28 protein-coding genes and 1 pseudogene are annotated in these 19,939 nt (G+C 42.2%); 24 read left to right on the top strand and 5 right to left on the bottom strand.

The window, feature by feature from the left end:
* Positions 1–128: 128 nt before the first annotated feature.
* Entirely contained in the window at positions 129–539 is a 411-nt protein-coding gene (locus CS562_RS04805) for an ImmA/IrrE family metallo-endopeptidase (RefSeq protein ID WP_257219411.1), read from the bottom strand.
* 141 nt (positions 540–680) lie between these two features.
* Between CS562_RS04805 and CS562_RS33165 the strand changes: the two genes are divergently transcribed.
* The 8 genes from CS562_RS33165 to CS562_RS04780 all read left to right on the top strand — a co-directional run bounded on the left by CS562_RS33165 (position 681) and on the right by CS562_RS04780 (position 3,852).
* On the top strand, positions 681–845 hold the full coding sequence (locus CS562_RS33165) for a hypothetical protein (RefSeq protein WP_218966727.1): 165 nt from the start codon (positions 681–683) through the stop codon (positions 843–845).
* On the top strand, positions 826–1,341 hold the full coding sequence (locus tag CS562_RS04800) for a hypothetical protein (RefSeq protein ID WP_143813558.1): 516 nt from the start codon (positions 826–828) through the stop codon (positions 1,339–1,341). The genes CS562_RS33165 and CS562_RS04800 overlap by 20 nt, the downstream gene beginning before the upstream one ends.
* Before the next feature lie 80 nt (positions 1,342–1,421).
* The gene (locus CS562_RS32835) at positions 1,422–1,565 is read left to right on the top strand and encodes a hypothetical protein (RefSeq protein ID WP_180287030.1); all 144 of its coding nucleotides are present in this window, start codon (positions 1,422–1,424) and stop codon (positions 1,563–1,565) included.
* Positions 1,566–1,642: 77 nt separating this feature from the next.
* On the top strand, positions 1,643–2,053 hold the full coding sequence (locus CS562_RS04795; RefSeq protein ID WP_099854020.1) for a hypothetical protein: 411 nt from the start codon (positions 1,643–1,645) through the stop codon (positions 2,051–2,053).
* Positions 2,054–2,365: 312 nt separating this feature from the next.
* The gene (locus CS562_RS32830) at positions 2,366–2,686 is read left to right on the top strand and encodes a hypothetical protein (protein WP_180287029.1); all 321 of its coding nucleotides are present in this window, start codon (positions 2,366–2,368) and stop codon (positions 2,684–2,686) included.
* Positions 2,628–3,002, top strand: coding sequence for a LexA family protein (locus CS562_RS04790; RefSeq protein ID WP_180287028.1), 375 nt, complete (start codon positions 2,628–2,630; stop codon positions 3,000–3,002). The genes CS562_RS32830 and CS562_RS04790 overlap by 59 nt, the downstream gene beginning before the upstream one ends.
* Entirely contained in the window at positions 3,002–3,202 is a 201-nt protein-coding gene (locus tag CS562_RS04785; RefSeq protein WP_099854016.1) for a hypothetical protein, read from the top strand. Before CS562_RS04790 ends, CS562_RS04785 begins: the two co-directional genes overlap by 1 nt.
* Positions 3,203–3,510: 308 nt before the next feature.
* Positions 3,511–3,852, top strand: coding sequence for a hypothetical protein (locus CS562_RS04780; RefSeq protein ID WP_257219364.1), 342 nt, complete (start codon positions 3,511–3,513; stop codon positions 3,850–3,852).
* Positions 3,853–3,915: 63 nt separating this feature from the next.
* Here the strand turns inward: CS562_RS04780 and CS562_RS04775 are convergent, their stop codons facing one another.
* Positions 3,916–4,716 (bottom strand): hypothetical protein, encoded by an 801-nt coding sequence (locus CS562_RS04775; protein ID WP_099854011.1) that lies wholly within the window; start codon positions 4,714–4,716, stop codon positions 3,916–3,918.
* Positions 4,717–4,827: 111 nt separating this feature from the next.
* On the opposite strand from CS562_RS04775, the gene CS562_RS04770 reads away from it, so the two are divergent.
* The 5 genes from CS562_RS04770 to CS562_RS04750 all read left to right on the top strand — a co-directional run bounded on the left by CS562_RS04770 (position 4,828) and on the right by CS562_RS04750 (position 9,669).
* Positions 4,828–5,169 carry a hypothetical protein gene (locus CS562_RS04770; RefSeq protein WP_099854010.1) on the top strand — a complete coding sequence of 114 codons (342 nt, stop codon included), beginning with the start codon at positions 4,828–4,830 and terminating at the stop codon, positions 5,167–5,169.
* A gap of 973 nt (positions 5,170–6,142) precedes the next feature.
* Positions 6,143–7,063 (top strand): AlbA family DNA-binding domain-containing protein, encoded by a 921-nt coding sequence (locus CS562_RS04765; protein ID WP_180287027.1) that lies wholly within the window; start codon positions 6,143–6,145, stop codon positions 7,061–7,063.
* Between the two features lie 227 nt (positions 7,064–7,290).
* Positions 7,291–8,010 carry a hypothetical protein gene (locus tag CS562_RS04760; RefSeq protein WP_099854006.1) on the top strand — a complete coding sequence of 240 codons (720 nt, stop codon included), beginning with the start codon at positions 7,291–7,293 and terminating at the stop codon, positions 8,008–8,010.
* A 42-nt stretch (positions 8,011–8,052) separates the two neighbouring features.
* The gene (locus tag CS562_RS04755) at positions 8,053–9,252 is read left to right on the top strand and encodes a site-specific DNA-methyltransferase (protein ID WP_180287026.1); all 1,200 of its coding nucleotides are present in this window, start codon (positions 8,053–8,055) and stop codon (positions 9,250–9,252) included.
* A 207-nt stretch (positions 9,253–9,459) separates the two neighbouring features.
* Positions 9,460–9,669 carry a hypothetical protein gene (locus CS562_RS04750; RefSeq protein WP_099854004.1) on the top strand — a complete coding sequence of 70 codons (210 nt, stop codon included), beginning with the start codon at positions 9,460–9,462 and terminating at the stop codon, positions 9,667–9,669.
* On the opposite strand, the gene CS562_RS04745 is transcribed toward CS562_RS04750, so the two are convergent.
* Complete coding sequence (locus CS562_RS04745; RefSeq protein WP_099854002.1) at positions 9,664–10,089, bottom strand: hypothetical protein; 426 nt, start codon at positions 10,087–10,089, stop codon at positions 9,664–9,666. The two genes, CS562_RS04750 and CS562_RS04745, sit on opposite strands and share 6 nt — an antisense overlap.
* A gap of 85 nt (positions 10,090–10,174) precedes the next feature.
* Between CS562_RS04745 and CS562_RS04740 the strand changes: the two genes are divergently transcribed.
* From CS562_RS04740 to CS562_RS04735, 3 genes are read left to right on the top strand one after another with little or no spacing between them, the layout of a single operon-like run.
* Positions 10,175–10,939, top strand: a complete 765-nt coding sequence (locus CS562_RS04740) for a phage terminase small subunit-related protein (RefSeq protein ID WP_257219363.1) — start codon at positions 10,175–10,177, stop codon at positions 10,937–10,939.
* A 6-nt stretch (positions 10,940–10,945) separates the two neighbouring features.
* Positions 10,946–11,068, top strand: coding sequence for a hypothetical protein (locus tag CS562_RS33330; protein WP_257219362.1), 123 nt, complete (start codon positions 10,946–10,948; stop codon positions 11,066–11,068).
* Complete coding sequence (locus CS562_RS04735; protein ID WP_099854000.1) at positions 11,062–11,298, top strand: hypothetical protein; 237 nt, start codon at positions 11,062–11,064, stop codon at positions 11,296–11,298. The genes CS562_RS33330 and CS562_RS04735 overlap by 7 nt, the downstream gene beginning before the upstream one ends.
* 174 nt (positions 11,299–11,472) lie before the next feature.
* Here the strand turns inward: CS562_RS04735 and CS562_RS04730 are convergent, their stop codons facing one another.
* The gene (locus CS562_RS04730) at positions 11,473–12,021 is read right to left on the bottom strand and encodes a hypothetical protein (protein WP_099853998.1); all 549 of its coding nucleotides are present in this window, start codon (positions 12,019–12,021) and stop codon (positions 11,473–11,475) included.
* 290 nt (positions 12,022–12,311) lie between these two features.
* Between CS562_RS04730 and CS562_RS04725 the strand changes: the two genes are divergently transcribed.
* Positions 12,312–12,875 (top strand): hypothetical protein, encoded by a 564-nt coding sequence (locus CS562_RS04725; RefSeq protein ID WP_099853996.1) that lies wholly within the window; start codon positions 12,312–12,314, stop codon positions 12,873–12,875.
* 35 nt (positions 12,876–12,910) lie between these two features.
* A complete protein-coding gene (locus tag CS562_RS04720; protein ID WP_099853994.1) occupies positions 12,911–13,099 on the top strand; it encodes a hypothetical protein in 189 nt (62 codons plus the stop codon).
* A gap of 56 nt (positions 13,100–13,155) precedes the next feature.
* Here the strand turns inward: CS562_RS04720 and CS562_RS04715 are convergent.
* Positions 13,156–13,784: pseudogene (locus tag CS562_RS04715) on the bottom strand (SOS response-associated peptidase).
* 247 nt (positions 13,785–14,031) lie between these two features.
* On the opposite strand from CS562_RS04715, the gene CS562_RS32540 reads away from it, so the two are divergent.
* The 6 genes from CS562_RS32540 (at position 14,032) to CS562_RS04680 (ending at position 19,890) form a co-directional block, all read left to right on the top strand.
* Positions 14,032–15,066, top strand: a complete 1,035-nt coding sequence (locus CS562_RS32540; protein WP_125477237.1) for a fibronectin type III domain-containing protein — start codon at positions 14,032–14,034, stop codon at positions 15,064–15,066.
* A 313-nt stretch (positions 15,067–15,379) separates the two neighbouring features.
* Positions 15,380–15,673 (top strand): hypothetical protein, encoded by a 294-nt coding sequence (locus CS562_RS04700; protein ID WP_180287025.1) that lies wholly within the window; start codon positions 15,380–15,382, stop codon positions 15,671–15,673.
* Positions 15,674–15,686: 13 nt separating this feature from the next.
* Positions 15,687–15,929, top strand: coding sequence for a YolD-like family protein (locus CS562_RS04695; RefSeq protein WP_099853989.1), 243 nt, complete (start codon positions 15,687–15,689; stop codon positions 15,927–15,929).
* Positions 15,930–16,674: 745 nt separating this feature from the next.
* On the top strand, positions 16,675–17,067 hold the full coding sequence (locus CS562_RS04690) for a DUF2500 domain-containing protein (protein ID WP_062319566.1): 393 nt from the start codon (positions 16,675–16,677) through the stop codon (positions 17,065–17,067).
* A 183-nt stretch (positions 17,068–17,250) separates the two neighbouring features.
* A complete protein-coding gene (locus CS562_RS04685; protein WP_076288613.1) occupies positions 17,251–18,000 on the top strand; it encodes an SDR family NAD(P)-dependent oxidoreductase in 750 nt (249 codons plus the stop codon).
* 204 nt (positions 18,001–18,204) lie between these two features.
* Positions 18,205–19,890 carry a hypothetical protein gene (locus tag CS562_RS04680; RefSeq protein WP_257219360.1) on the top strand — a complete coding sequence of 562 codons (1,686 nt, stop codon included), beginning with the start codon at positions 18,205–18,207 and terminating at the stop codon, positions 19,888–19,890.
* Positions 19,891–19,939 lie beyond the last annotated feature (49 nt).

The raw sequence follows: 19,939 nt of genomic DNA, 5'->3' as shown, positions 1-19,939 counted from the left end.
GAGGTATCTGCTTCGCTTCCCAGTTAACGGATCTGGTGGACCTTCCAATGTGCAGATCTACTTGTATCCCTGTTTATTATTTGCTTTGATCTTAGTGTAAGATGCCATAATATGATCAGCTCCTCAACTTAACTAGTTTGATTTTTTAATTGTTGGAGAAGACGTCTTGACTCGTTTGAAGGTTGCTTTGGTTGCGATGAACGAAATAGAGAGACGGCCATTTGAATTTTACTTTTCATCATCTCAACATCTTCACGGTAGGTGTGATATTCTTCATGTAACCTGGAGGCGATTTGTTCAGCGCGGTCTGCAGCGAGTTCAATGGGCACTCTGAACTCTTCTGATAGAAGCCCTATATATTCACCCCAGGTCATATCTAAAGCCGTAGGGAGAAGGTAATAGGGCATAGAAGCCATTAATCTAAAGTTCGATGCTTGGATCTCTTGAAGATCTACAAAAAGCTTAGGAAGTTCATCTTGGTGGCCCTCGTGACGAACAATGTGAGCAAGCTCATGAAAGAACTCTGCCCGTTGTTGTATGAGAGAAGTATCTTTATTTAGAAAAATAACACCTCCCCAATCTTCCCAATGAGATTTCGGTTTTCCATTGTAGTAAATGATATCCGCGCCCCATATGGAGGCAATTAGGTAATATCAAGCTCATGTCGTGGAAAACATTTGTTGGCGAAAATCAAGAAGCTGCTCAAGAAGCATGGATATGTGGTGCGCATCCGTCCAGATCACAATCTTGGTGAGATCGGAGGACTTGGCCAAAATCGTGTGAGGTTTCTCATTCTGGCCAGACATGAAGCCCAGCTTACCAAACGTGATTTATTACCCTGTTAAAAAGGCGCTTCGGTCGATCGGCAACGTGCTTACGGATCTGCCAGAACCGGGCGACATCGGTGCTGGCGGGCCGCTTCATAAGCTTCCGCGGCTCCAGTGGAAAACATGGATGCGGCTGGCCTTGCCTGCAGGCGGTGATTGGCGCGATCTGAATAAAGTCGATTGGGAGAACCTTCGTGTCGTTCATGAACTGCGCCGTGGCGCTTATGAGGTGGCAGATTGGGACAAGCCGAGTAGAGAAGTAACAAGTACAGCAGGACCGGGACGCAGTAACGGTGTAACGTCAATCTCCGACCCGCGTCTGCAGATTAATGGAGATGGAAAACCAATCTATTCCGAGTTCAGCTCAACGACGACCCTGCGACATGCATTACAGGCGCTGCCGGGCCAAATCAGGGAGCGGCGAATATCTCAGACCATAACCTCACCAACAGGGAAGGGCGACATCCAGGAGTGTACCGGATTGTGCCAGCTGACGAACCAGCTCCATGCGTAAAAGGAACAGGGTTTTGATCCGGCGCGATTGCTGATGCTGATCCACGGGTTAACACCAAGCTTCATCCGGACAGCTATGGTGTGCAGAATTGGGACGCTACGGCCAAGACGGTCCGCTCAGCGAATCGTCTCATACAGGCCGCAGGCAGTGTGTCTGACCCACGGGTACCGGATAGACAGGGGCGATACACTGATCAGTTACGGATGGACCTGCAGCAACGGTAAAAGGATCAACGGACGTCCTGAACGGCGCGCAGCTCATTGCCGATCCTCGGTTCAATAGTTCTCCCCGTGCTGACACCATGGGGGTTCTGGATTGGGAACCTTCCAAAACAGTCATCGACAGCACGGACGTGCATGCTGCTGTAGCAGTCGCTGATCCGCGTATCCCGAAAGATAACAAGCAAGGAGTCTGGACGATCATTTCAACGGATGGCACATGGCACCGACCGCTTACAACGTTTGAGCTGGCCATGATTCAAAGTTTTTCGCAATTCCTTCCGGACGGTCGCCCCTTCCAACTTGAAGGATGTAGCGATGCCATAGCGCGGGAGTACATCGGCAACGCTGTACCGCCTGACGCTCAAGAAGAAATGGGCAACGTTCTACTGATGGCAGCCGCAGAATCTGAGGCAGGCATATCCTTTGCGCTGAGCTGGGACCCGGTTTGGGTGGCTCCGGTAGCGGACGAGATTCCGGCAATCATTCATTAAGGCGGGCTACCAGTGCTTGTACCAACAGGGCATCCGCCCTCTATGTAATGAAGCCCGGTTGGGCTTACATCATGAATCTTGCAATGTTTTCAACTAAAGAGTTACTGATTTGAGTTTGATTTTTCCAAATCAATCTTAAAAACGGATTTCTGTTGATGAAAAGGTACGCATTTACTTGAATCTATCATCCATATAAGCATCTCTCCTTTCTTGAGAGTTTATATATGGTAGATAGATTCGGATTTATAACGATTGCGCTAAAGAATGCCGTCGTACCTAGGTCTATAAAGTCGAATTTATGGAGGATCTGAAATGACGATTGCAGCCAAGGTTGTCCTGCTAATTGAACAGAAACTTGCACAGCTGATCGATGGGGGCTGCGAAATTGAAAATATAAAAATGGTCTGTGCTGCAGGTACGGAAATGGCGGTGATCGGGTCAGTGGAAACAGGTTTTGGTAAGTTGCGGGTAGAGCCGAGTAATTTTGTTCCGCGTGGCAAGTCGTACCCGATTGAAGATCGGTACCGAGGATTTACATGGGTACGAAGCTCAAAAGACAAGGAGAGAAAGCACAGTGACAACGAAAGCAACATTAGAGAAGAAACTCAGCTGTCGGCAGAAGGAAGTCTATGAATACATTCGACTATTCATTGAAGACAACGGTTATGCTCCTACGATCAGGGAGACTGCTGAAGCACTCATGTTGTCGTCATCTTCTACTATTCATTCACACATCCACACACTCATTCGAAAGGGATACCTTACACATACAGCAGGCGGCGTTCGCACCCTGGCATTGACCAAGAAGGGCAAACGGCCAAAGGTCGTAACTCAAGCGGGTATCATGAGATGGATTCAAGATCAAGGCATTGAGAAAACACATGATGCGGCTGTATATAACTTGCTGGCTGATCTACAGGAACGCATTCAATCGGGGAGGATCTGCTGATGATCAATTATCGGGATGTGAAAAAAGAAACGTGGACCAAGGAACGGATTGAGCAACATCTGAAGTACATTGAGGCTGAGCATCCACCAGAACGGCCCGACAAGTTGCAGAAGGCAGTTAGGCTCCACAGCAACGCTATGGCAACAGCAGTAAACACCATAAGCGTGGAGGTGAATGGTAGGTTTGGAACGAGATCATAGAGCATTAATGTTGGAGTACGGATATCCGCAAGACCTGGTAAACGGATGGTCCGTTGAAGAATGTGAAGCGGAGTGGGACGAGTTTTGCAACGAAGTTATTCCAGTATAATAAATATCCCCCGCGAGCTTGGCGGCCAGGCGGGGGATGTAGTGGATGTTATTTCCTCATTCCTCTTATTAGTATATCACAGGATAAAGGGGAGTGAGGGGAATGGCGATGGCATGGGGAACTCTTCGCTAAAGCGAATAAACAGGAAATCCAGCATACAAAATTCCTGCTTGAAAAATATACAGAAATGCTTGCTTTGATGAGAGACTTTGAAGAATATGAGCAGGAAATGCAACAGGTGGGCATCGATCAAACCGATCTGCATGCAGACAAAACGGCCAACGCTACGATTTTGATTGAAAAGCAACGCTGGGTATATAAAAAATATGAATTTTACACGCATCAAATTGAGAAGGCCCAACGGCTAATTAAAGACGAAGAAGCTCGTAAGGCGATAGAATACAGATATATTCAGGGCTTCACTCGTAAAGAAACAATGTTATTTTTTCGACGTTCTCTTAGTGATAGTACGATAAAACGCAAAATTGATGAGGGTATCACAAGTATAGCCAACTTCATTAAAATTGATGGGGATATTTGATAATGACCTTATTCTATAATTATAAAAATGGTGAGCAAGGATAATCCCTGCTCACCATAGTAACTAAGGCGTTATTCTTCCTTGAATCAACGAATTTAGATCTAGATTAAACAAAAGTTTCGAGTTTGGATCGTACCATCTGGATTGAGTTTTAACTCCCATTTCTGTAAGTAACCCACCTACAAGAACTTCATCCGTATTTGGAAACGGCTGTCTCAAATAGGTCTGGCCCAAGGTGATTCTTTCAATAACATTAACGAGTGGTTCTCTTTCTAAAACAGCATGATTATTTATCCCAGGTCCAGTTTGAATCACTTCACCACCATATCGATTACCATAAGAAACTATAGAACTATTGTATTTGCTTCCTTTATCATATCTGTAATAAACTTTATCTAAACCTATATAAGTTTGCTGATTTTTGGTAACTTCATGATAAAATACAGTAACCGTAACTTTTATTAAATCCCTTGAGTCAGAAAGATTACCTCCCATTTGGCGATTAACTGCAGCTAGAGTGACATCAGTTCTGTATTGTGATAGAAGATCGTTTGTTTTGGTGTTTATTGAATCTTGGTAATGCAGAGTTGTATTTTCTAAAATTTCATAATCATATTCTTCTGAGTCAGTAGATTGAATTCCGAAGGTCATTGATGATGCAGAGACTTCAGCTTCAATTTGCAGATCACCCTCTCCCTTTTCCTGTTTAGGTTCGAAATCTTGAATAATTTCATATCCTTCTGGCACTGGTAGTTTATCTGGGATGGATTGCACTTCAGAAGATGAAGCAAATGCTCCAGTAACTGAACTGAAAAATAAAAGTGTCGTCAAAGAAAAACCAAGAAATATTTTGCCTTTTTTCATTTTCTGTCCTCCTAGATTTGTTTTTTGTTTCCACTTTTATAGTAACATAATCATAAATGTGTTAATATAGTAAAAATTTATTAAAAAACTTATTGTTACGGAGGTAATTTTATGAAAAAAATGAAATTTAGTATTATTTTCCTACTACTTTTTTCCTTAGTAGCTTGTGCTGGTAAAGAAACAGTTCGTTATGAAAAAAGTGAGCATTGGAATCTTGCACTTCAGAAATCTACAGGAATGTTTACTCTCACGTATGTAGGTGATGAATCGCTTATAAAAGACTTTAGAGCTAATATAAAAAGCGAGAAAACGGATCAATATGTAAAATCCTTAGATGAGGAAACAACTCCTTTTTCAACTTCTGCAACAATATCTGGAGCAGATGAAACAGACGATCCAATCACATTCAATATTAGTTGGAATGGTCAGAGTGAGACAATTATATTTGAATGATAAAAGTAGGCAAAAAATCTGATTATCTTTTGAACCAAAGTGGACCCACTTATGAACCAATCTTGGGCCTAAGTTGAACCCCATATGAACTATTTACCGTGATACTATGTAAACGTGGAAATCAAGCGAGAATGAAACGCACAGCCGTAAAACGCGGCATATGACTGGGGCGTTCCTCTTCTCGCTTTTTACAATTCTCAGGAGTATCATTCAGTGGGCTTCAACGATATGATCATGTTGGGGGTAATGCTCGATATGGTCCAAATGCGAAATAGCAAGGATTAAGCAGGAAACGACGGGTTTGTTCCAGATCATCAGGACTCACCCGTTTTCTGTTCCTTGACCCGCATTTGGTATCTTCAGTAAAATGGTCTTGTTCTCCCTCTATAGTTACAAAGCACATATGCTTTTAAAGCAAAGAGCAAAGCGTTTTTGCTGCGGACGGTACGGACGCCAATCTTCTAATTATGCAGGAGGTGATATTCTGGACATAATAGGAGAAACGGGGGAAAACACTTTTAACGCCATGGCCTATGCGATCTTTGAGACGTTTGGTCTATATTTAGTTTTACCAGCAGTAGCAATAGCAATTATCTTAAGGTTTGTTTTAAGATTGAGAGGATCAAATCTCAAAATCACATTTAGCATTTTATTTCTCGTATGCTTATATTTCTTTATATACAAAGGAATTCCTCAATTCGAGATTGCTTATCAAAGCAGGTTAAATCAATAAAGTACATATCACAGCCAAAGTCGTTCCTTCACTGGATCGGCTTTTTTTATTGGAGGAATTGAAGTGATCAGCATAAGACGGAAGAAGATACGCATTCGCCCCAACAAGCAACCTGAGAAATGCAAAGGTTGTGTATGGGGGAGATGGGATGGAGTAAAGCAGTTTTGCAGTAGGCCTAAATGTTCCAAAGAGGAGAAAACCACCTGATCGTCGAATTTTGAAGGCATGAGGAGGGATCAAATGATAACTAAAACAGATTGGACTGAACAAGATATTCAGCAACTCATAGCAAATCAGGTCAAGGAAAATATAAATCTTGACTATAAGGCATGTGCTTCTTTAAAAAATGATGAGAAGTGCAAAAATGAACTCTCAAAAGATGTCTCTGCTTTCGCAAATTCAGACGGTGGGATTTTAATTTACGGAGTAATCGAGAAAGACAACATAGCAGTAAAGATTGATGAAGGATATGATCCTAATATCGTAAAGCGGGAATGGATTGAGGATAATATTCACGGGAGAATACAGAGGCGTATTGAGGGTATAAGGATCTTTCAAGTTGATTTGAATGAAACGCATCCAGGAAGGGTTATTTATGTCATCTCAATACCCCAGAGTTTAGACGGACCTCACATGGCGAATGATCACAAGTATTACAAAAGATTTAATTTTAAGTCGTCACCAATGGAGGATTATGAAGTTCGTGATATAAGAAGAAGAAGTAATGTTCCTAATGTTAATTTATGGTTTTCCATAGAAGACATCGAGGATGAAGTTAATGAGAAAAAATTAGCTTTGAATGCTGTTAACACATCTTCGATTCCTGCAGAATATTACGGTGTACGAGCATATATTGATAATAGAATTGAGATAACATCTAAAGGTGAATTTATGAATTTAGACAGTGACTTCTCATTTGAAAGAGAAGGGGAATACATATCAACAACATGTTACTACAAGTTGTTTGCTTTACCGCACAATAGTCCAATTTGGGATGGAGAAGAATTCAATCTCACTTGCTTCAAGTTCAAAGTCCCTCTACCTTGTGAAGGTGACTACATTTTAGCTTGGACAGTATCAGGTCCGGGATTCAAAAAAAGTGATTCTGAGATAATAACAGTTAAAAATAGAGTTCCAATGAATGAAGGCATTGCACCCTAACGGGTGCTTTTTCTTTGTCTCTCATATGACGAGATTTAAGCCTTTTTAAGCTTGATTAGGTGAGAACGTCCGTTTGCAGTCGCAAGTCCTTTGAAGAGCGGAGAACAGCAACTGAGTGAGCGTACGCATGCATATGATGGACACCCAATCGTTGAAACCAACTCAACACATAAACTTATTGTCGGAAATTCGGAGGTGATATATCATGTGTTGAGGAGGGGATTAATTTGGAAAATCAAAATCCAAAAGGATATGTGAACAAGCTACATTTTATCTACATAATTATTTGTCTCGCGCTAGTTATTCTTGCTATTCTCGCAATAACAATTTGGAATAAAGAGGATGCAGGAGTAGAATTAAACAATGCCGCCACCGCTTCGTCTATAGTATTAGCTGTTGTTGCAATCGTCATGACAATTGTAGATATAGCAGGTCAGCGTAGTACTATCTCTGATTTAAAGGAGACGGCTGAGACTTTGGATTCGAACTTAATTCAAACCAATAAAAGTCTTCAAACATTATCAGAGCTACAAGATCGTCTTCTGGAAACTATGGATAGTATATCGAAAAGTCAAGAGGATTTGAAAGAAAACATCTCAAAATTACAAAAGTCATATGAGAATGAAGGACCGATCGACCGTGAAAAATTAAACAGTGAATTGAAATTGTTGAAGGATAAAGTGGTTTTTCTTCCAAACAATTATACTATTCCTAGTTTCTATTCTTCTGAATTGAAGGGGATAACTAATTTAAGAGAAAGAATCCGCTATGTGCTGCATGGTGGAAGGGAGCTCTCAATAGCAGAAATGATGGAAGAGCCCAGCATTGTGTCGTTAGACATAACACGATCTGAATTGAAAAATGAGTTAAGAAGATTAGAAAGGGAGGGAGTTCTCAATAATAATAATGGAAGATATTCAAGAATTAAGTACTACAAAGCACCTTAGGGTGCTTTTTTTGTTGTCATAAAATCACTGGAGGTATTTGATATGAACATCAGAATCGTGCCAATCGATCAGATTAATGCAGCAGCCTACAATCCTCGTGTTGACCTTCAGCCTGGGGATCTGGAATATGAAAAGCTTCGTCGCAGCATAGAGGAATTCGGTTATGTGGAGCCAATCGTCTGGAATGAACGCACCGGGAACATGGTCGGCGGTCATCAGCGATACAAGATCATGGTTAATGAACTTGGCCACACTGAGCTACAGGTATCCGTGGTGGATCTGGACGATAAGCAGGAACGGCTCCTGAATATTGCATTGAACAAGATTTCTGGTCGTTGGGATGATGAGGCTCTGGGTAGATTGCTTGGCAAACTGCAGGTCGATGGGGCAGATCTGGGATTGTCCGGTTTTGACACTGAGGAGCTTAATGAACTGATCGCGGAGTTCGGCACAATTCCGGATACGGAGATTGAGGAACCCGTCGTTGAGGATGATTTCGACGTTCAAGGTGCCCTGGATAATATTCAGGTTCCTGAGACACAGCGGGGTGATATCTGGCAGCTCTGCCCACATCGTCTAATATGCGGGGATTCAACCAGTGAGGAGGATGTCGGTTGCTTGATGGATGGAGAGCTGGCAGCACTGGTTGTGACTGATCCGCCGTATAACAGAGCTGTCGAGAGTAATTCGGCGCGCTTGGCTGCCGATGGCCGCAGCAGCATACAGAACGACGACATGCCTGCAGAGGAATTTACGGGCTTTTTACATGCCGTTTTTGAACGTTATTCTAGTTTGATGGATCCGGTAGCAGGTATTTACGTTTTCCATCCTTCGTCCTATCAGAAGGAATTCGAAGACGCCATGAATGCTGCAGGTATTGTTGTTCGGAGTCAGTGCGTTTGGGTTAAGAACGCAGCATCGTTCGGCTGGTCACAGTATCGCTGGCAGCATGAGCCTGTTTTCTATGCCCACTTGAAGAAGAAGGCCCCTTCTTGGTACGGGGATCGCCTGCAAGCTACGGTGTGGCGTGCTGGCCTGCCAGTGGAAGAGCCTGAGCAATCGACAGTCTGGGAGGTATCCCGTGGTAATGTTGGAAAGTACTTTCATCCAACACAGAAGCCCCTTGAGCTCCTGGCCATCCCAATCAAGAACAGTAGCCGACCTGGGAATACCGTTGTGGATCTCTTCAGATGGACCGCCCTTGCAGGACCATGGAGATTGATCCGAAGTTCTGCGATGTAATTAAACAGCGGTATCAGGAGTCCACCGACATCGAGCCAGTGCTCATTCATCGTGTTGTTCCCACGACATAATTAAAAGGAGGACGCAGTAACGTCCTCCCATCAACCCAGGGTATCCCCCGGCTGAGATAGCTGCCCGCCACGCGTGGCATTTTGCAGACATCCGCTATCTCGCATTCCATTTATAACGGAAAGCTGAGGGGTACGCATGAGAACACCAGATGAAGATTTATTGATACATGAACTCGCTGTAATGGAGGGCATCCTTGAGAGTAAAGGGCAGTACCGTAAGATCGTTAAGGCATCAATTACCCAATGGGTGAAAGACCTGCAGGCTGGAAATATAAAGATGCAGACCGTTCAGGATCTGGAACTTCTTATCGAACTGGATATCAAGCTTCAGCAGGATGACCTATGATCCCATAGAATTTTGATCTTCTAATATCTCATCAATGAGATTAATGAGAATTGTGTATGTACTGCATTTTTTGTAAGCATTACTATTAATCTTAACAAAATATAATAGCAATCCTGTGATGCTTAACAAAAAGAATAAGTAAACGATTGCGAGAAAACCCTTATCAGACGTACTCAAACTAAATGATCCCATCGCAACAGACATTATGATAGCGATAACTGCTAAATGATTTGATAGGGCAGATGGTGTGACTAACTGGCTCTCAAATTTTATTTTTGTATTCTTCAATTCTATTTTATTAATTTGATTGAGTTTTAAATATTCGATCAATTTGTTTTTTGCATCTTCGATATCGTCTGGGGTAACTACTTTTATTGATCTCAATTCCTCTTCGATTTTATAAATTCTATTATAAGACATGTACTTAACCTCCTGTAGTTTTATGATTATATCGGTGTGATTGAAACTTAACATTAGTATTATACGGAGGTGGTGAGGAATGTAGGTGGCCAGAGAACGAAGTCCTGAAAGGGACAAGGCTAAGTTGATGTGGATAGAGAGCGGCGGGAAGATGATGCTTAAGGACATCGCCGCCGCTCTTTCCATTCCTGAGTCCAGGGTACGCAAATGGAAGTCCATGGATCGCTGGGAAGATGAATTGAATGGGAGCGTTTCGGGGGATTCCAAAGGGAGCGCTCCAGATGGAACGAATGGGAGCGTTCCGAAATCAAGGGGAGCGCCTAAAGGCAACAAGAACGCTATCGGCAATAAAGGTGGTGCTCCATCAGGTAACCAGAACGCTGTGGGTAACCGTGGTGGCGATGGTGGTCCATATCGCAACAAGCATGCGCTCAAGACAGGGATGTATGAAACGATCTTCCTTTATACGTTGGAGCCGGATGAACAGGATATGATGGATCAGATCGATACTGACCCCCTCGCGCAGCTCAATGAACAGTTGATCATGTTGTCCCTACAAGAGCGACGACACATGAAGCGGGTTAAGCTTCTTGAATCCGGTCTTACTGACGAAGAGCGTAAGACAAAGCAAGAGCTCATGCAGCGGCAGGACAAGGTTTCTATGTTGAGCCCTAAAACGGGAAAGGCAATCACGGTACCACTTACCACTGAAGGAATGAAGGTCACCGAGATTACGACCGTAGTCACGTCCAAGCTGGACAAGATCCTCAAACAAGAGGAAGCCTTGGTCAAAACGAGGGATAAGAAGCTTAGGGTTATTAATCTGATTGCCAGTCTTCAACAAGAGTAAGAGAAATTGAGAATCGCACGTGAACGTCTTGAGCTGGATAAATTCAAGGCGTTAGGCCATGGGGATGAGGGCGGGGGCGGAAATGATGTAGACGATGAAGATGACGATGGGGATGATTTAGTTTGGTAATTGCACTGGCTAAGGAACACCGTCGTCGGATCAAGCGAAAATTGCCGCAGGCTAATGGATACTTTGATGGTACGCGTCCTGGTGCACGAATTACAAGGGAAGAAACGGCCATAGTGATTAACCGGCTCAGACGTAATTTTTTGACGCTTATTGCTGGAGTAAGCGGAGACTTAAAAGAGGTGGATGAACGTCTGAAAGTAATTGAACAAAATGGATTGGACTTAGTATAAACAAATTTTCTGTCTCCTTCTATTAGTATAAGCTAGGAGGAGACAAAAAAAGGAGAAAGGATATGAAGGAAATAAAAAGAGCCATAAGAAAAATTTTAAGAGCGAGCAACGACCTATTGTCGATTGTTTCATTAAAAGAGATCACTTTGATTATGTACGCAACCTATCTGTTAGTTAGTTTATTGAGTAAATGATAAGGTTGAATAGTAAGGCAATTCCAATGATGATTAACAAGGGGGGTAAAAAGACAATCAAAGAATTGATAATTAGGCTGCTCTTACTAGCAAATTGTTTGTTGTTAAGCTTATAAAGTATACCCCTTGTAGGCAAAGACATCTTCCTTCTTGTTTTTTCGAATTGTGATTCTATTTGGGAACATAACTCCAGATAGGTCTCATTAATACTTTCATAATCTTTGTCTGTTTCCTTTAGCTGTTTTGTCAAAACTTTGTTCCAATGAATGATATCGGGTTTTATTAATTCATAGTGTTTATCGGTGATTTCGCAGATAGTTGTTGTTACTCGATTTATATCCTCCGGCTTTATAACTTCGACTTTCTTATATAAAATTTTTTCAATACTTAAGAACATTGGCAAATATACTTTGTAGAGTTGTTTTTCCAGTGGCCCCTTTGAATATTGGTATTTGAACGAATAGTACATTACTAGAAGTGAGAAAAAAACTCCAAACCAAGACAGGTAATCTCCTTTTAATTCAAACATTAAATAACCCCTTTCTATTACAAAACTTTGAATAGTATATCAGATAAATACTATTTTTTTCAGTTTTCATTGAATCTAAGCCCTAAAAAAATGTATAATAATGACTAAATCCGAAAGCATCGGTGATAAATGCACTTTTGGCTTGAGGCTGGAGGTGCATTTTTTGTTTCTAGATATAGTCTTCACACAACGTGAAGTACTTAGGACAAATTTGACTGGCAGCGTAAATATGATAAAAAGAAATTTTCAATAGTGATAAAATAATATGGGAGGGTGGATGTTAATTTTTTATGAATACAATTTGGACAATATTAGTGAGTATCGGTGGATCATCTGTAGTTACAGTTGCGATAATAAAATGGTTGAGTGGATTATTGCAAAGTAAAATCCAAATGAATTGGGACCATAATTATAAAAAAGAACTTGAACTAATTAAAGCAAACCTTACAAGCAATCAGGAGACTGTTAAATTGGCATTTTCAAACCTTTCATCCAACAATCAAAAACTTTTAGAAAAACAAATTGTTGCAGTTGAAGAAATTTGGAACCATATTATTAAACTAAGAGAGGGATTATCACCTGTAAGAATGTATCTTTCCTCAATACCGCCTCAAGAATATAACAAACCTAATGAAGATTACTTTCAGTTGTTTAGTTATAAAGTACTGGATGAGAATGAGATGAATGAATATACAATAGAGCATAAGAAAATTGAAATTCATCGATTATATGTGGGTGAATATATATATAATTTGTTTGGAATCTATCGTGGGTTTATTCTAAGGCTACGAATTAATTTTGATAGTCAGAAAAAACGAATAATATTACTGAATGGCATACTGATAAACACCTGATTAGCATTCTTGATCACATTTTGGGTGATCAAATCATGGATATTAACATTAAATCTCCTGGTTCGTTAAATAATTCCATTGATAGGATAGAAACAAAGATTCTCTTTGAAATTGAGAAACTAATTTCTGGCTCAGAATCTACAGAAAAGAATTACTTAAAGGCAAGAAAGCTAATGGAATTAAATTCTAAAGAGATAGATAATGTCATTTATAAAATACTTTGACACTACTAAATAATACAAAAAAAGAAACGGGGATAACCTCGCTGCTCTTTTTATGTTCAGACTACTTCTCTAATCAAATCCTCATTGTTATTACGTACGTTACCTACTTCATTTGGCACCTCGTATGCGCGCATCTCAGATGATTGATATGGATTGAGCAATCCAAGCAAAGACTGAACATCGTCATTATTTCTACCAAGCCATTCCGCTTCATCCTCAGTCCGCAGGATAACCGGCATACGATTATGGATGTCTTCCATGAGACTATTGGGCTCTGTAGTAATTATGGTGCATGTGCTGAGCTTATTGCCGTCCGGATCCGCCCAGGTATCATACAATCCAGCCAGAGAAAAGATGCTATCATCCTTCATCAAAATGCGTATCGGCTGCTTAGCAGAACCTTCTTTCTTCCATTCGTAGAATCCGCTGGATGGGATGATACAACGCTTGAAGCTGATCAGTGGTTTAAAGGCCGGCTTTTCATTTAGTGTCTCAGCTCGAGCGTTAATCATCTTGTTACCGATCTTGTCCTCCTTGGCCCAAACGGGGACCAGTCCCCATCGGAGCAAACCCAATCGATTCCTTCTTTGCTCCTGATACTCGTCGGAATGTACTGCATAGGTGCAGCGTTGTAATTAGGCTTGTACTCAAATCCATCAGCCATGGAAGCCGTATACCGGTCCATAATTTGCTCGATTGGATCTATAATCGTAAATCTACCACACATAAAAATGCCTCCTTTAGAAGCTATACAATGTAATTTTACTCAGATCTCTATGAATAGAAACGGGTAATTTGTGGATTCTAAAATCCAATATAAAATAAAATTTCAAGAAATTAGATGAAATTTATAGATCAGCAAGTTTATGTTTAGACGTTAATCCTGTAGGTCGCTATAGTTAGTTCAAGAATAAAGAATAAGGAGATTAACGATGAAAAAAAATTGTTTGGCATTTATGACTGTTCTGCTTATAGTTCTGTTGTTTTCTCAATCAACAACAGGAGCTGCATCTCCATTAAGTAATAAGACAGATGGAATGCTTGGATTTTCGCCACCCATTGGAACTGAAGTTAAGGCAAGTAGCCAGTATTCTACATACATTGCGAAAAATGTGATTGATGGCAAACTGAAAAACGAATGGAATGCGGGTACTTATAAAGGTACCATTGAACTGAAATTTCCTGAAGCAATTGAATTTAACTTTGTTCATATTAGCACTGCAGCAGAACCGATAAGGTCCGTAACATATCAAATCTATGGATTAAAAGATGGCATTTGGACTGCTATTAGTCCTAAAGAAACCCAAGCGCTTTCAGAAAGGTTTAATACACCTCCACCAGTTAAAGTTACGCAAGGAGTATATGAGGGCATAAAGATTGAGGGTGACGGTGGTTCTTCTTGGTTGGCAATCGATGAAATTACACTAGGCAGTTTTGAATATATCAAACTAAATGGTTCTATCACAGGAACTACTGCTACCTTAAATTGGAATACAATTAACGATGCTACAGGATATAAACTTCAATATGGTACTGAGTCAGGAAACTACACAGATTCGATTATAGTAGAAGGAAAAGATAGCTCAACTTATAAGGTGCCAAATTTGGAATTTGGTAAGACTTACTACTTCCAAATCGTAGCTATTTTCAATGGAGTCGAAACAGTTATTTCAAATGAAGTAGCATTAAATATAAATAATGATAACACTGAGACACCAACACCGGAACAGCCTTCAGGTGATCGTGCGATCCTTGTCGTGACCATGACTACCGGCTTAGAAAAAGAATTCGACTTAAGTATGAAAGAAATAAATGACTTTATCGATTGGTACGAAGCAAAACAAGCAGGAAGCGGAAAGGCATCATACGCGATTGACAAGCACGACAATAACAAGGGGCCATTCAAAAGCCGTAAGGATTATGTTCTATTTGATCGTGTCTTGACGTTTGAGGTAAGTGAATACTAAAGATAGTAATGCTCCACCGGTTTAAACTGATGGAGCTTTTTTCTTGTTGTATAAAGAACGTGCGTTCGCATATAATACAAACAAACGTTCTTATTAGAGTGATGAACATGCCAGTGAAATACTTGGGTTGGTTGGTGGAGATCATTTACGAGGACCAAAGCGGCAAGATTACAAAGCGACTTATCCAGGTCAAGTGCATACGGTCGGGAATGATTAAAGCTGATGATCTATTGTCGGGGCAGCCACGGACTTTTAAGGAATCCGGTTTACTGGCATGCTATCCGATCAGGACGACAGCACAGGGGGCTTAAACATGTTGACGGATTATGAACGGAAGGTACTGAGGATCTTATACAATTACAGTAGTGGGCGGCGACGGCTACCTACAATCCATGAATTGACTGTTAAAACGGGTAAGGGGGATAATGTAGTTATGGCCGCCCTGGAGACCCTTATTACAACTGAATACATACACTGGGAGGATAAGTCTAACACTGCCAATATTGTAATCCTGGAAGGTTGGGAGCGAGAGTCGGAGAAGCCTCAGCTTCCAAAGGTACAGCCACCAGTTCAGCCAAACGATTTAAGTTATTGGACCCAATATTGAGGAGGGATGCAACGTGGCTAGCAAATTAACGGCGAACGGTGTATACGAGGGATCTCGGATTATCCTTCCGGAACATCGGGAAGCGTACCAGGAATGCAGATCTATCACGTTGACCGTATTCAATCCGTTTGATGACGAGGAGCTGCGGGGCGTTGTCACATCGATCGATAAGCCAAACAGGAGAATCAAACTTGTACGTGGTGATGAAGATTACAGCTGGCCTAAAATAGAAGAGATTATTAAAGCCAGCTTATAAAAATCAGAAAAGCCCTAGCCTTTAAAGCCAGGGCACTTCTTGTTATACAAATAGAAAACATCACATAAAAGATCACAATATCTGCGAATAAGGCCAGATATAAATGATACTTTCTTTGAATAAAACTCAGATGGAAAGCAAAAAATCAGCTTGTACAACCTCAAACGTATGTGAGCGAAAAGAGCAGTAAGATGGATCTGATGTACGCTTAAAGTGTAGAAAAAAAAAGACGCTGACAGCGTCTTTTTTTTGTTTGTGTTTTAGTACCCCTAATGAGCTAAACTACCATGTCAGTAGCCTTTTTTTGTTGGAAATAGATTAATAATAGTTGTTTTGTCCATACCTCCATCTAACTACACACGTACATTAAACTATGTTTATGGGGAGATGTCTTGATTGAGTTGTCCAGATGAGAAAATGGTCCCCAAGGCTTACAGGGGATCCAAGGAATACTAGGTGTAGAGGGCATTCCAGGACCACAAGGTCCAGCGGGAGCAGTAGGCCCTCAAGGCGAAGCAGGACCATTCGGGCCGATAGGCGTCTGGAGTAACGGGAGCGGAGCTGGCGTAGCAGGTCCAACGGATCCGACTGGTGTTACTGGCGCTACATGTGCAGTCGGAGGTTTTTCCCTTCGACATATTGGATTTGGATCCGAATAACAAGTTCCGTGTTAACGTGCATATATATTACAGGAGACGGGTCAAGACTCCGGCTGTCCTAGGTTTGATGAACGGAGGGGAGAGACATGGGCATTGAATCATCCTGGATGTTTGATTTTTTTGGAACCGTCTTTCCGGTAGTATTTGTCCTGATTATAGGTATTGTTCTTCTGTCGGTAGGGAAAGAAGTGTGGAGATGGGGGCGTAATAACTCAGAGCCTCTGCTTACTGTACCTTCACGTATTACCAGCAGGAGAATGCAGATGAGTCAGTCGCACTCCGAACCAGGAAGTACAGCCCGTACGCTTTATTACATCACTTTTGAAGTGGAGAGCGGGGATCGTCTCGAATTCAAAGTGAATGGTGATGAGTACGGTTTGTGCGCCGAGGGAGATGAAGGTCGACTCTCTTTCAAGGGAACGCGTTATGTAGGCTTTGAACGCTACAATCGTTTGTATTCAGAGCGTGTACGCGGATAAACCGGCTGGCTTGCGCCATAGTGGCGTAAGCTTTTTTTAATTTCTTTTACGGACAAGCGTTTCTTAATGGGGCTAACGGGTTTCTATATAAGAAGAGACTTTATTCAATTTATGGTCCATATTCGGTGAGTTGATGTAGACTTATATGATGAATGGACCATCCCAATAGAGGAGGAAATGATGATGTCATTTACAGATCAAGTCGTGGTTGTGACGGGAGCAGCCAAAGGAATCGGTCGAAGTGTTGCTGAGGCCTATGCGGTTGCAGGGGCTAAAGTCGTACTTGCAGACTATGAGGAAGCGGAAGGGGCTGCTGCGGCTGCTTCGATTCGCAATGAAGGCGGAGAAGCCATCTTTGTCCAATGCGATGTACGTCAAGAGAAGGATATAACGAACCTCATTCAAACGACAATGGAAGAATTCAAACAAATTGATGTGCTCATAAACAATGCGGGTGTCTCCAGATGGAAATCTCCCTATGAGCTAACGCTGGAAGAGTGGGACGATATACTCAATACCAATGTGCGAAGTTGCTTTCTCGCAAGCCGGGAAGCGGCCAAACATATGAAGCACAACGAAAATGGTGGAGCGATTGTAAACATGGCCTCAACACGTGCGTTTATGTCAGAGCCAGAAACAGAGGCCTATGCTGCATCCAAGGGAGCTATCGTGGCGTTGACACATGCGATGGCGGTCTCCTTGGGTAAGGACAAAATTCGGGTCAATTGTATCAGTCCGGGATGGATTGAGACAGGCAATGTTGAAAAATTGAAGCCAGAGGACCATGAACAGCACCCAGCAGGACGTGTAGGTGTTCCTTCGGATATCTCCCGTGCTTGTTTGTATTTGTCCGATCCGAGCAATACCTTTGTCACAGGGACCAACCTGATTATTGATGGGGGCATGACCCGAAAAATGATATATGAGGACTAGTACCGGGATTTCTCCGGTCAATTGTAAACTTTTGAAAACATAGCAGAAATAAGCCCAAGTTAAGCACTTGGGCTTATTTGTTTTTGGTAACTCGGTTGCTATAATAAATGTGATTTTACCACAGTACAGGAATGGAGGGAGAATATGTTCGGGAACTCATCCCGGAAAGTGTTTTGGCTATTACTGCTGATTGGAGGGATTATAATGACAGGCTTTGAATCTACTGCTGAAGCTGACGCAGATATACGAGCAGCCTGGGTATGGCAGGCCAAGTCTGTCAGTGATGGAGGAAATGAGCTGCTGGACAATGCGGCTAAACATAAGATTAACAGACTTTATGTGAATGTGGATATGAATCTGTCAGAAGAGGTCTATCATACGTTTATATCCAAAGCCAGCAAGGCAGGAATCGCAGTTGAAGCTCTTGGCGGAGATCCTTCATGGGCAGTGAGTGGTCGTGAAGGTCCAATGCTCAAACTGGCGTCCTGGGTGAGCAATTATAACCTGGCTGCAAAGCCGGAAGAGCGTTTTGACGCCATTCATCTGGATATCAAACCGTATGTATTGCCACAGTGGAATGAAGATGCCAAGCCGCTCGTCCAGTCCTGGGTTCTCAATATGAAGCTCTTGCTGGAACAGGTGAAACAGAATGGAGCGGTTGAAGTGAATGTCGACTTGCCTTTTTGGCTGGATTCATACACGGTGACAGGTAGCAGAACTACTGAAGATGCGGATAACGAGTCGTTGTCACACTGGTTTATCGGACAATTTGATCATATTACACTGCTCGCTTACCGTGACAGCGCGCAAGGAAACAATGGAATTATACGTTTGGTAGAACAAGAAATGATATGGGCTGACGCCAGAAGTGGTTCGATTACCGTTGGCGTAAATACCAAGCCGATGCCTGGGGAAGAGTTCACGACTTTTGCTGGCAAAGGTACGGCGCAATTGGAGAGTGTCTTAAGTGAAGTGGCATCTGCATTCACAGATCATGCTTCCTATGCAGGTTCGGCTGTGCATGACATCGTGTACTGGGGGCAGCTGGAGCCAGGGGAAGTACCATTACCAGAGAATCCATCCAATCAACCTGAAATCCGAGGAACCTATATCTGGCAGGCTTCTCAGGTTACGAATGACGGTGGAGATCACATTCTGGAGTTCGCCAAAGCGCAAAACATTAATTGGTTATACGTCCGGCTTGATTTGGATCAACCGTACTCCAGTTATCGCAGTTTTGTGAAACGTGCTCAGGCTCAAGGTATTGAGGTTCATGCGATGGGCGGTCATCCAATCTGGGGTAAAAAGGAAAATCGGCCACGGATACAGCGCTTGATCGATTACGTGAAAAATTATAATGCCGAATCCGAACCGGATGAACGTTTTAAGGGAATCCATCTAGATATTGAACCGTACACCTTACCTGAATGGGAAAATGATCGGGATACGCTGCTGTCCGAATGGGCTGCCAATATTGCTTATTTCCATGAAGAGACGAAAAAGGACAGTGATCTGGAAACGAGTGCCGATCTGGCTGTTTGGCTCGATACGTTCCCGTTACCGGGAAGAGACATGACTGTCAGTGAATACATGATCTCAACACTGGACCACATATCTCTAATGGCATTCCGCAACATTGCTGAAGGCTCCAATGGAATTGCCGACGTCGTCAGTCAGGAAATGAAAATCGCGGATCGTTTGGGTAAACCACTCCTGATCTCGGTGGAGATGAAAGAGAATTTTGAAGGTAAACATATTTCATTTTATGATAAGGGAGCAGCGGAGATGGAACGCCAGCTGGCACTGCTTCCAGATCTGTTAAGTGAGTATAAAGCCTACAAAGGCAATATCGTCCATGCTTACGATTACTGGATTCAAGCCAAGCCCTGAATAGGCAGGTTATATAGGAAATGTTATGTCTCGGGACTTCACTTAGGGT

Source organism: Paenibacillus sp. LK1 (assembly GCF_002750415.1).
Taxonomy (GTDB): domain Bacteria; phylum Bacillota; class Bacilli; order Paenibacillales; family Paenibacillaceae; genus Paenibacillus; species Paenibacillus taichungensis.
This window is presented reverse-complemented; position numbering and strand designations above follow the sequence as displayed.

Bases quoted from the DNA above. Each gene is read 5' to 3' on its own strand.
- CS562_RS04795 (WP_099854020.1), top strand. From the start codon at position 1,643: ATGGGGGTTCTGGATTGGGAACCTTCCAAAACAGTCATCGACAGCACG.
- CS562_RS32830 (WP_180287029.1), top strand. From the start codon at position 2,366: ATGACGATTGCAGCCAAGGTTGTCCTGCTAATTGAACAGAAACTTGCA.
- CS562_RS04785 (WP_099854016.1), top strand. From the start codon at position 3,002: ATGATCAATTATCGGGATGTGAAAAAAGAAACGTGGACCAAGGAACGG.
- CS562_RS04780 (WP_257219364.1), top strand. From the start codon at position 3,511: ATGAGAGACTTTGAAGAATATGAGCAGGAAATGCAACAGGTGGGCATC.
- CS562_RS04775 (WP_099854011.1), bottom strand. From the start codon at position 4,716: ATGAAAAAAGGCAAAATATTTCTTGGTTTTTCTTTGACGACACTTTTA.
- CS562_RS04770 (WP_099854010.1), top strand. From the start codon at position 4,828: ATGAAAAAAATGAAATTTAGTATTATTTTCCTACTACTTTTTTCCTTA.
- CS562_RS04765 (WP_180287027.1), top strand. From the start codon at position 6,143: ATGATAACTAAAACAGATTGGACTGAACAAGATATTCAGCAACTCATA.
- CS562_RS04755 (WP_180287026.1), top strand. From the start codon at position 8,053: ATGAACATCAGAATCGTGCCAATCGATCAGATTAATGCAGCAGCCTAC.
- CS562_RS04750 (WP_099854004.1), top strand. From the start codon at position 9,460: ATGAGAACACCAGATGAAGATTTATTGATACATGAACTCGCTGTAATG.
- CS562_RS04745 (WP_099854002.1), bottom strand. From the start codon at position 10,089: ATGTCTTATAATAGAATTTATAAAATCGAAGAGGAATTGAGATCAATA.
- CS562_RS04730 (WP_099853998.1), bottom strand. From the start codon at position 12,021: ATGTTTGAATTAAAAGGAGATTACCTGTCTTGGTTTGGAGTTTTTTTC.
- CS562_RS04725 (WP_099853996.1), top strand. From the start codon at position 12,312: ATGAATACAATTTGGACAATATTAGTGAGTATCGGTGGATCATCTGTA.
- CS562_RS04720 (WP_099853994.1), top strand. From the start codon at position 12,911: ATGGATATTAACATTAAATCTCCTGGTTCGTTAAATAATTCCATTGAT.
- CS562_RS32540 (WP_125477237.1), top strand. From the start codon at position 14,032: ATGAAAAAAAATTGTTTGGCATTTATGACTGTTCTGCTTATAGTTCTG.
- CS562_RS04700 (WP_180287025.1), top strand. From the start codon at position 15,380: ATGTTGACGGATTATGAACGGAAGGTACTGAGGATCTTATACAATTAC.
- CS562_RS04690 (WP_062319566.1), top strand. From the start codon at position 16,675: ATGGGCATTGAATCATCCTGGATGTTTGATTTTTTTGGAACCGTCTTT.
- CS562_RS04685 (WP_076288613.1), top strand. From the start codon at position 17,251: ATGTCATTTACAGATCAAGTCGTGGTTGTGACGGGAGCAGCCAAAGGA.
- CS562_RS04680 (WP_257219360.1), top strand. From the start codon at position 18,205: ATGACAGGCTTTGAATCTACTGCTGAAGCTGACGCAGATATACGAGCA.